At 61.1% G+C, this 9,622-nt stretch carries 4 protein-coding genes; 2 read left to right on the forward strand and 2 right to left on the reverse strand.

Annotated elements, in window-relative coordinates:
- Together A9Q02_RS04975 and A9Q02_RS04980 are read left to right on the forward strand one after the other, a co-directional pair.
- Positions 1–4,991 (forward strand): Calx-beta domain-containing protein (locus A9Q02_RS04975; protein WP_281256869.1); only part of this gene is annotated, 4,991 nt, incomplete at its 5' end.
- Positions 4,992–5,013: 22 nt separating this feature from the next.
- A complete protein-coding gene (locus A9Q02_RS04980) occupies positions 5,014–7,065 on the forward strand; it encodes a glycosyltransferase family 39 protein (RefSeq protein ID WP_097651254.1) in 2,052 nt (683 codons plus the stop codon).
- Positions 7,066–7,258: 193 nt separating this feature from the next.
- Here the strand turns inward: A9Q02_RS04980 and A9Q02_RS04985 are convergent, their stop codons facing one another.
- Together A9Q02_RS04985 and A9Q02_RS04990 are read right to left on the reverse strand one after the other, a co-directional pair.
- Entirely contained in the window at positions 7,259–8,641 is a 1,383-nt protein-coding gene (locus A9Q02_RS04985; protein WP_097651255.1) for a glycerate kinase type-2 family protein, read from the reverse strand.
- Between the two features lie 6 nt (positions 8,642–8,647).
- On the reverse strand, positions 8,648–9,424 hold the full coding sequence (locus A9Q02_RS04990; RefSeq protein ID WP_097651256.1) for an IclR family transcriptional regulator: 777 nt from the start codon (positions 9,422–9,424) through the stop codon (positions 8,648–8,650).
- Between the last annotated feature and the right edge of the window lie 198 nt (positions 9,425–9,622).

A 9,622-nucleotide genomic window follows, 5' to 3' on the forward strand; every position in this document is an offset into this window, starting at 1 on the left:
CGATTACGCTGGTGCGCGACGCGGCCCAGGTCAGCGTCAACCGCACGAGCCTCACCTTCACGCCGCAGAACTGGAACGCAGCGCAGAGCGTGCAAGTGACGGCGGTGGATGACGCCATCGATGAGGCGGATGTCCACCTGAGCCTGATCACCCACACGACGGCGAGCGCGGACCCGAACTACAATCAGGCGACGGCGCGCTTTACCCCGTTGCCCACCGTGACGGTGCGCATAACGGACAACGATACGGCGGGGGTGGACATCACGCCGACGGCGTTGACCGTGGCCGAGGGCGGGGCGAGTGCGAGCTACAGTGTGCGGCTGGAGAGCGAGCCGACCGCGCCGGTGACGATCACGCTCGGGCGCGACGCGGCCCAGGTCAGCGTCAACCGGAGCAGCCTCACCTTTACGCCGCAGAACTGGAATGTAGCGCAGAGCGTGCAAGTGACGGCGGTGGATGACGCCATCGATGAGGCGGATGTGCATCTGAGCCTGATCACCCACACGACGGCGAGCGCGGACCCGAACTACAACCAGCCGACGGCGCGCTTTACCCCGTTGCCCACCGTGACGGTGCGGATTACCGACAACGACACGGCGGGCGTGGACATCACGCCGACGGCGTTGACCGTGGCCGAGGGCGGGGCGAGTGCGAGCTACAGTGTGCGGCTGGAGAGCGAACCGACCGCGCCGGTGACGATTACGCTGGTGCGCGACGCGGCCCAGGTCAGCGTCAACCGGAGCAGCCTCACCTTCACGCCGGGGAACTGGAATGTAGCGCAGAGCGTGCAAGTGACCGCGGTGGATGACGCCATCGATGAGGCGGATGTCCACACCAGCCTGATCACCCACACGACGGCGAGCGCGGACCCGAACTACAATCAGGCGACGGCGCCGTTCCGTCCGCTGCCCACCGTGACCGTCCGAATTACCGATAACGACACGGCGGGCGTGGCGATCATGCCGACGACGGTCGACGTCGCCGAGGGCGGGGCGAGTGCGAACTACACGGTGCGCCTGTTGAGCGAGCCGACCGCGCCGGTGACGATCTCGCTCGGGCGTGACGCGGCCCAGGTCAGCGTCAACCGCACGAGCCTCGTCTTCACGCCGCAGAACTGGAACACCGCCCAGAGCGTGCAAGTGACGGCGGTGGATGACGCCATCGATGAGGCGGATGTCCACACGAGCCAGATCACGCACACGACGGCGAGTCGTGACCCGAACTACAACCAGGCGACGGCGCCTTTCCGTCCGTTGCCGACGGTGACGGTGCGGATAACGGACAACGACACGGCGGGCGTGACGATCACCCCGACGACGCTGACGGTGGAAGAGGGGCGGAGTGCAACCTACACGGTGGAACTCACCAGCCAGCCGACGACGCCGGTGACGGTGAACCTGACGGTGCCGGGTGGGGTGACGACGAGTGCAAGCAGTCTGGAGTTCACGGCGGCGAACTGGACGGATCCGCAGACGGTGACGGTGACCGCAACCGAGAATGCGATTGCGGAAGGCGACCGGTCGGTGACGATCCGGCACGCGGTGGCGAGCACGGCGTTCGGGTATGCGGGCTTGGCCGTTGACCCGGTGGCGGTGACAATTACCGATAACGACACGGCGGGCGTGGCGATCACGCCGACGGCGCTGACGGTGGAAGAGGGGCGGAGTGCAACCTACACGGTGGAACTCACCAGCCAGCCGACGACGCCGGTGACGGTGAACCTGACGGTGCCCGCCGGGGTGACTACCAGCGCAAGCAGCCTGACCTTCACGGGGACGAACTGGACGGCACCGCAGACGGTGACGGTGACGGCGACGGAGAATGCGATTGCGGAAGGCGACCGGTCGGTGACGATCACGCACGCGGTGACGAGCACGGCGTTCGGGTATGCGGGGCTCGCGGTTGCGCCGGTGGCGGTGACGATTACGGATAACGACACCGCTGGATTTATCCTGAGTGAGAGCGCGGTTACCCTTGCGGAGGGGGCGGTCTTTACCTACACAGTGGAACTGACGAGTCAGCCGACCGCAACGGTCACCCTGAATCTCAACGAGCCAGCCACACTTGCCGTTACACCAACTATCCTGAGTTTCACCGATAGAGACTGGGCGACGCCTCAAACCGTGACGGTTACTGCGCTCGATGATGACATCGCTCCCGGTGAGCGCACGTTGACCATTACCCATACGATCACCACGAGCGATCCCGTCTATGCGGCGCTGAATGCTCCGGTGGTGGAGGTTACAGTTAGCGACGATGACACTGCAGGCCTGACTGTTCTGCCGCCTACGCTCGCGCTGAGTGAAGACGTTACGGCAAACACGGGTGTCTTTAGTCTTACGCTTGAGACTCAGCCACTTGCCGATGTGACGATCACGCTCACGCCGGATGGTCAGGTTGGCGTTGTCCCCACAACCCTGCTCTTTACCGTAGATGGGTGGGATGTACCTCAAAATGTAACGGTCACCGCGGTTGACGATGCGATCGTTGAGCCGTCGCCCCATACTGGGGTCATTACCATCACTAGCATCAGCACTGATGCCAGTTATAACCGCACCTGGCCCGACTACACGGTTAGCATTACGGATAACGATGTCGCTGGCATTGAGGTCGTTGCGCCATCAGGCCAGTTTACGAGTGAAGATGGCGACTTTGTGACGATGACCCTGCGCCTGACCAGTCAGCCAACTGCTTCAGTAAGCATTGATGTCATCTCCAGCGATGTTTCTGAAGGTGTGGTGAGTGCCGCAAGTGGCTTGCCGCTTGTCTTTGATGCGGCCAACTGGGCTGTGCCGCAGATTGTGACGATTACTGGTGTTGATGATGATCTCTTTGATGGCCTGCAGGCGTATACCATCGAGGTGCGACCGGCTGTCAGCGCGGATCCGAACTACGCAGGGCTTCAACCCGATCCGGCGAGCTTTGTACTCTCTAATACCGATAACGAGCGTACGCGGGTTTCGATTGGCGACGCCGGAGCGGCGGTGGAGAATACGCTGCGTTATCCGCTGACGTTGACGCGCCCGATTAGCGATGCTATTGATCTTGGGCTTGAAATTATTCTCATCAATACCCTTGATGGCACGAGTTCACTCTTTGCGACTGCTACCCATATCATCGTGGCAGATGCCATCACCAGCACGATTAATCTCGAGGTAGTCCGGCCTCAATTTGCCCAGCCTGGGATCCTCGTTGCCGTGCGCTTGACCAGCATTACTACTCCATCGGCACAGGCCGTGCTTGGCAATAGCCAGGGTCTTGGCTGGGTGCTACCAGATCCTGTAACGACGCCAACGGTGCGGTTTGCCCAGGCCGAGGCGTTGGTGACGATTGGGAATACCGGAACGGCAACCGTGCGGCTTGAAGTGGTGCTTGATACTCTGCCAACTGACACCGTGGCCGTTCAGTATGCAATTGTGACTGGGGGTACGGCTGACGCCGCCGACTACACCTTCACACCTGGCTGGTTGACCTTTAACACCGGCCAGATCTCGCAGACGATTGACGTCATCATCAATGGACGACCAAGTAGCCAACTCTATAAGACCCTCCGCATTGGCCTGACCAATCCGACAAATGCTACGCTGGGCGATCCGAATATCGCGACGATCACGATTGTGTACAATGAGATCACATGGCCGAATGATGTCACTGGTTACGTTGGGTATATGTTTACCGCTGGTCCTGATATTCCAGCCGAACGTGGGTACTACTATATCAACAATGTCACTTTGGCCAATGGACGTGAAGGCTTTAGTTATGCCTTTATCGGGGTGCCCTGTAGCTGGGACCAAACGCGCCCGTTGAGCATTCAGTTGTTCAGTCCTGGTTTGCATAGCAGTCCGAATACACTTGATACCATTCTCAATAGTGCGTCTACGGCTGTATCGTCTAACCTGAGCGATGCTGGCAATACCTTCTTTGAGCTCTACGGACCAGGCACCGAGCTCGGGCCAGCGGTAAACATGCCAGGCCCGGGTGCAGATGGTTCGCTGGATCAGCAAATCTTTGCTCCGACGGCGAGCGCTGAGCAGTGGCAGACGGTGTGGACGATTCCGGCACCGGTCGCCTGTGGGCGCTACATCCTGCGCTCGGCGACCGAGGGCAATGATATGAACAACTGGGCGGTGCGGGTTGGTTGGGATCATGATGCCAATGAGTCTACTGCGCCGCTTGTTGGTACCGACACCGGCGAAATCATCACCCTGGGCATGTTCCAGACAACGGTGAAGAACTATGTCACCCGCTATGCGACGCGCTATGCCAACGATGAGTTCTGCTTGACGAAGTGGTTCTATGTGCCTCCTGCGACGGCATCCTTGACGTTGCAACAGTATGATCTCGATCGTCACGTGGATATCCGCCTCAGAGTGCGTTTCTATCGCCCATCTGATCCCTTTGATCCACGTGCCCTGCAAGGCGGCCTTGCGCCTGCTAATCCGGTGTTTGGTGAGGCCTTATGGGAACGCGATACGTTCACCAATCCTGAAGGAGGCTGGTGGCGTTCGGTGGTCTGTACCCCGTATCAAGATAATGCCTATGTCCTTGATGCGATTGCTGATGAGGTGAAGTTGCCGCTGACGGTGAATCCGCCGCCGCCTGCGCCAGATTTGCTGACGAGTGTGACGGGGGCCAGCCTGACGGCGGAGGTGACGCCGACGGTCGCGCTGACCTTGACGTACCAGAATCGTGCGCCGCTGGCGACGGCGCTGCGTCCGACACTGATCGTCAATCTGCCGCCCCAATTGACCTTCCCGGCTGATGTCTGCACTCAAATTCAAATAGCTGATCCGTCGTGTCGACTGGAAAATGGTGCCCTGATCATCCAACCAGCACGCGTTGCTCCGGGCGCTCAGGGTACGTATCAGGTGCCAGCCGTGGTGACACCAGGCAGCCAGGGTACCGCGCTGATCCAGCTTGAGACGCGCTTCCAGGATGTGATGGGCAATCGTTATCGCAATGGCTCGGTGGCAATCCTTACCCTTCCGTAAGGATGTGGTATGATGAAGCCTTATGCAAGCTCTGCGTCATCATGCGCCCCTGGCGCTTATCCTGCTGGTTGCCCTGATCTGGCGCTTGATCCTCTGGGCGCAACCATTGCATTTGCCGGCCAATGACGAGGTCGAATATCTGACCGTTGTGCGCGATCTGCTCGGTGGGCGTGGCTGGGTCTTTTACGAAAGCTGGCCCTGGCTGCGTGCGCCGCTCTACCCGCTCTTCCTGGCCGGGTCGCTCTGGCTTGCTGATGGCGATGTCCACCTGGCGGCGCTGCCAAATCTGGGCTTGAGTGTTGCGGTGGTCTGGCTTATCTATCTACTGGCCCGTGAGCTTGCGCCCGAGGGTTCGCGCCGTCCTGCGTTGCTTGCTGCTGCGATCGCGGCGTTGCTGCAAACCTACGCGACGTTTGCCAGCCTTTATATGAGCGAGACGCTCTTTACCTTCTTTTTTACCGGTTCGTGGCTCGCGCTCGCTCGCTGGCGTCGCAAAGGCGGCCTCTGGCGGGTCGGGTTGGCCGGGGCGCTGCTGGGGTTGGCCTGCCTTACCCGTTCGGCTGGGCTCGCTTTTGTGCCGGTCGCCATGGCATGGATCGTGGGCCTCGATCTCTGGCGGAGGCGACGGTTGCGGGTGGCCGCGGTTGCGCCTGCGCTGATGATGGCGGTGGTGACGGTGCTCGTGATTGCGCCCTGGACGATCCGCAATTGCTTTGCGTATGGTGAGTGTGTGCTGATCGAGACCGGTAGCGCCCGCGATCTCTGGGTCTACTACGAGCCACGCGAGACGATTCCCGAAATTCATGCGCAACTGAAGGCGATCCCCAGTCCGGCGGAACGAGCCGATTTCGCGACTCAGCGTGGCCTCGAGCGGCTGCGCGAAGATCCGATGATCTTTCTGCGGAAAATCCCCACCGAATGGATCAGGCTCTGGTCGATCAAGCCGATTGAGGATCGGTTTTTGCTACCTGACTATAACAGCGATCCGCCACCGCTGATCTTTCTTGCCTCACTGCTGCTCGATGACCTGCTCTATTTTGTGATTATGTGCGCGGCCCCCTTTGGGATCGCGCTGGCGCTCACGCGGCGCGAAGGTTTGGCGTTGCCGATGCTCTTCTGGCTGCTGATCTTTCTCGCGGCGACGATGGTGACCCACGCCGAATGGCGCTACCGGCATTTCCTTTTTATGGTACTCATCCCGCTCGCGGCCCTGGCACTCGATGGCTTCTGGCGCGGCGAACGGCTGCGCCTGCCCACCCTGACTGTGGTTGCTCTTCCGCTGAGCCTGATGGTGCTCGCTTTTCTGGCCTATTATCCCTGGGCCTGGGCCGCGCAAGGGACGCAACGCAGTGTCTATCGCCAAACTGGGGATTGGCACGCTGCGGCGGGGCGCGATGAGGCGGCTGCCGCGATGTATCTGGCGGCGTTGCGGGCCTCGCCCACACCGGATGGCTGGCTGGTGCTTGGCGATCTGCATCGGCGCAAGGGCGATCTGGCGGCGACGGAACGCTATTATCAGTTGGCGCGTGAGAATCGCCCCGGTTATGTTGGCGCGAGTGTGGTGATGGGCGATTTCTTGCGTGAGCAAGGCCGCGTAGACGAGGCGCGGGTGGCTTTTCAAGGGCAGTTTCTCGAAGAACAGCGGGCGCTTGATTGGGGTTTTCAGATGCTGGAGCCAACCCCGCTTCCCACGCTTGACGTAGGTTCCGGGCTTGATCTCGGGTATGTCGACGGCGTCTATCCTGCCGAAATGCAGCAAGGAAGGCAGACACGCTGGACAAACGGGTGGGCCAGGCTACGCCTTGATCCGCTGGACGCCGAGGCTGGCCTCGTGCGCCTGACCTTGCGTGCCGCCGCACCGCATCCCGATGGCCTGCCCGTACCATTGACTATCTGTGCCCAACGGCAATGCGAGACCGTCACGCTTGCCCCCGCGTGGCGCACGTTCCATCTGCTACTTCCAGCCTCAAACGAGCCTCTCCAGCTACGGAGTCCCACCTTTTACGCGCCCGACCGACGCGATCTCGGTGTTTTACTCGATCACGCCGCGGTGCGAGGTTTAGCGTTGCCGTAGGGCGTTACCCTGAAATTCTTGGCATGCTCGCACACAATGCCAGTTTCGCTGGCATTGTGTGCAAGCACAATAAATCCTGGGGCTATGCTCCAAACGACTCTCTTTCGCTAAAAAAGCCAGCTACGCTGGCTTTTTTAGCGAAAGAAGCATTCTTGGGGCCGCAGGCCCCAAACCCCCAGCCAGAGGCTCACCCTCACCAGGCAAAGAGCAACGTCAGATCATTGACATTGGTTGAGGTTGGCCCAGTCAGCAGCAGATCATCAAGGGCTTGAAAGAAGTGGTAGGCGTCGTTGTTTGCCAAGAACGCGTCGGGGTCAAGGCCAAGCGCACGGGCGCGCTCGGCGGTGGCACCGGTGACCACTGCACCTGCGGCATCGGTGGGGCCATCGCCGCCATCGGTTGCCAGCGCGATCAGAGCGACATCGGGTAGACCATCGAGGGCTTTGACGGCGGCGAGGGCCAGTTCCTGGTTGCGCCCGCCGCGCCCGTTGCCGCGTAGCGTCACGGTGGTTTCGCCGCCGGCAATGAGGCACGCCGGTCGCGGCAGCGGGTTACCACTGAGCGCAATTTCCCGCAGAATGGCAGCGAGCATCCGTCCAGCCTCGCGGGCTTCGCCTTCGAGCGATGTGGTGAGCAAGAGCGGCGCAAAGCCGGCCTGGCGTGCCTTCTCCAGCGCGGCGACGGCGGCCTGGCGATTGTCACCGACAAGCAGATTGGAGACCCGTGCGAAGCTCTGATCACCTGAGGCTTGTTCAGGTGACCTAGTGCCCGTGTTGCTATCCTGAAGATAGGCGAGGATCGCGGGCGGTGTTTGCTCCACCAGATCATACCGATCCAGGATGGAGAGCGCATCAACCGCGGTTGTAGGATTGGGAACCGTCGGCCCCGAGGCAATAATATCGAGGGGATTGCCCACGACATCCGAGAGAATCAGCGTGATCAGGGTTGCTGGCGCAGCAATATGGGCCAGGCCGCCGCCTTTGAGTTGGTCGAGTTGCTTACGCAAGGTGTTGATCTCGCCAATCGTCGCGCCACAGGCGAGCAGCGCTGAGGTGAGTTGCTGGAGATCGGTGAGGCTCACCCCCGGCACGGGTAGGGTCAGCAGCGCCGAGCCGCCCCCCGAGATGACGGCCAGCACAAGGTCGCGTTCGGTCAGATCGGCGAGCAGGTCAACCATCGCCTGCGCCGCCGCGACGCCACGTTCATCGGGGACGGGATGGCCCGCCTCGACCAAGTGTAACCTGCCAAAGCTGGGGGGCGTCGGCTGGGGCAGCTCTGCCAGATGCCCATCTTTGACCACCACCAGCCCCGCGCTGAGTTTATCATCCAGCACCTGTGCCGCTGCGTAGGCCATTGGTGCCCCTGCCTTGCCTGCGCCGACGATGATGACGCGGTCGAGCGTCGCTAGATCAAAGCGACGCTCACCGACAAGCAACGTGTTGCCCTCGCGCCGGAGGTAGCGTGCCACGGCAGCCGCTGGATCGACGGCTGCGAGCGCCGTTGCTATAATCTGCGTGATCGTCGCTCCCCTGGGCTCGCGGCGAAGCGATGCGGTGAAGAAATGGTGTGCTTGCATATCCTCTCAGCTTGATGGCGATGGTGGCGGGCGATAGCCCAGTTGCAAACTGCAACTGGTGGCGGCTTCGCTAACAACTGGCCCTAAGTCAAGGGCACGATCGAGGGTCATACGCATAATTGGCCCTGAAATGCTGATCGCAGCAACACAGCGACCCATGCGGTCAAAAATTGGTGCCGCAACACAACAGACACCGGCTTCACGCTCTTCATCATCGAGCGCAAAGCCACGGGCCTGTGAGCGGGCCAATTCATTGCGTAGCCCTTCTATCGTCACAAACGTCTTTGGTGTCCAGGGGCGCAACTGCGTGTGCGCAAGGTAGCTCTCGAGTTGATCGGGTGAAAAGCCGGAAAGGATCGCCTTGCCGCTACCCGTACAGTAGAGCGGTACGCGCTGCCCAACCTCGGTAAACATGCGCACCAGATGTGGACTGGCGACCTGTTCACTATAAACGCCTTCGTCACCGTGGAGCACCAGCAAATTGCTGGTCTCGCCGGTGGTGCGAGTCAATTCTTGCAAACAGGGGCGCACGATGCGATTCAGACTGAAGCGGCGGCTCTGCGAGGCCCGTGCGGCTACTTCAAGTAAGCGCGGCCCTGGTCCATAGAGGCGCGTCTCGCGATCTTGCGCCGCATAGCCCCGGCTCACGAGGCTGCTGAGCAGGCGATGGACAGTGCCAAGCGGTAGCCCGGTACGTTCGGTTAGCTGCGAAAGGCTGATATCGTCGTCATTCGTGGCAAGCGCCTCGAGCAGGTCAAAGGCACGGTCAAGTGACTGAGTCATAGGTAAGATCACGGTTTCTGGATCGTCGCTGTAACTCCAATCATAGCCCGTTCAGGGGCAGGCTGTCAACATCAGGAATGCAGAGGTGCAGGGCAATTGCATCATACGAAATCGGATACAACGGGGCACCCGCAAGGGGTGCCCGTACCGGGGCGGGGCACCCGCAAGGGGTGCCCGTACCGGGGCGAGGCCGCATCC

It is taken from the genome of Candidatus Chloroploca asiatica, assembly GCF_002532075.1.
Taxonomy (GTDB): domain Bacteria; phylum Chloroflexota; class Chloroflexia; order Chloroflexales; family Chloroflexaceae; genus Chloroploca; species Chloroploca asiatica.

What these genes read in the sequence shown, in the direction of transcription:
- A9Q02_RS04980 (WP_097651254.1), top strand. Translation starts at nt 5,014, where the DNA reads ATGCAAGCTCTGCGTCATCATGCGCCCCTGGCGCTTATCCTGCTGGTT.
- A9Q02_RS04985 (WP_097651255.1), bottom strand. Translation starts at nt 8,641, where the DNA reads ATGCAAGCACACCATTTCTTCACCGCATCGCTTCGCCGCGAGCCCAGG.
- A9Q02_RS04990 (WP_097651256.1), bottom strand. Translation starts at nt 9,424, where the DNA reads ATGACTCAGTCACTTGACCGTGCCTTTGACCTGCTCGAGGCGCTTGCC.